Below are 1,052 nucleotides of genomic sequence, written 5' to 3' on the forward strand. Positions count from 1 at the left end.
CGGGCTTCGGAACCGGTTTCGAAGGCGTTCAGGTAGACACATTCGTATTTGAGGGATCGCCAGAGCCGTTCGATCATTCGGTTGTCGATCCAGCGTCCCCGGCCATCCATCGAGATTTTCACAGTCGCATCGCGCAGGACGTCGGTGAAATCGGTGCTCGTGAATTGGGATCCTTGATCGGTGTTGAATATCTCGGGGGTGCCGTATCCTGCCAGCGCTTCTTTCAACGCCTCGACGCAGAACCCCGCGTCCATGCTGTTCGAGAGCCGCCAGCTCAGCACCTTCCGGCTGTGCCAGTCCATGATGGCCACGAGATAGAGAAATCCCCGGCGCATGGGGATGTAGCTGATGTCAGTACACCAGACCTGATTGGGTCGGGTGATGGGCAAGTCCTTCAGAAGATATGGGTATATCTTGTGCTCCGGGTGCTTCCTGCTGGTCTTCGGTTCCTGGTAGATCGGCACCAACCGCATGAGCTTCATCAGCCGCCGCACACGATGCCGACCGCATTTGTGTCCCTGTCGCTGCATGTGGCGGGCCATTTGACGTGAGCCATACCACGGCGTCTCCAGAAACTGCCGGTCTATGATTGCCATAAACTTCAGGTTCTCGGCGCTTTCCCCGCGCGGCTGGTAGTAGAGGGTCGAACGTGCCAGTGACAGCAGGCTGCATTGCCGCCGGAGGCTGAGATCAGGATGGTCGTTCTTCACCGCTTTTTGCCTCCAGTGCCGAGGACGAGACTGGAGGCTTCCGACAAAAAATCCCGTTCCACGACCAGCTGCCCGATTTTGGCGTGCAACTTTTCGATCTCTGCCATCGATATCGTCGGCTCGGCGGTCGACTGGCCACTGAATGCCTGTGCCATGTGCTCGATCGCGGTCCGTTTCCAGCCGCTGATCATGGTAGGGTGGATGTCATACTTCTTGGCCAGCTCGGCCGTCGTCAGCTCCTCGCGAATGGCCTCCAAAGCCACCTTCGCCTTGAACTCTGCCGAATAGCGTTTCCGTTTGGTCATTTCTGTGCGTTCTTCCTCAGGCGCTACAGCTTAGCAC

At 57.8% G+C, this 1,052-nt stretch carries 1 pseudogene; it reads right to left on the bottom strand.

From position 1 onward, the window contains the following. A pseudogene (locus tag CLV74_RS22480) lies at window positions 1–1,015 on the bottom strand (IS3 family transposase); the annotation flags it as partial. Window positions 1,016–1,052: the final 37 nt, after the last annotated feature.

Source organism: Donghicola tyrosinivorans (genome assembly GCF_003003355.1).
In the GTDB taxonomy this organism is placed as follows: Bacteria; Pseudomonadota; Alphaproteobacteria; order Rhodobacterales; family Rhodobacteraceae; genus Donghicola; species Donghicola tyrosinivorans.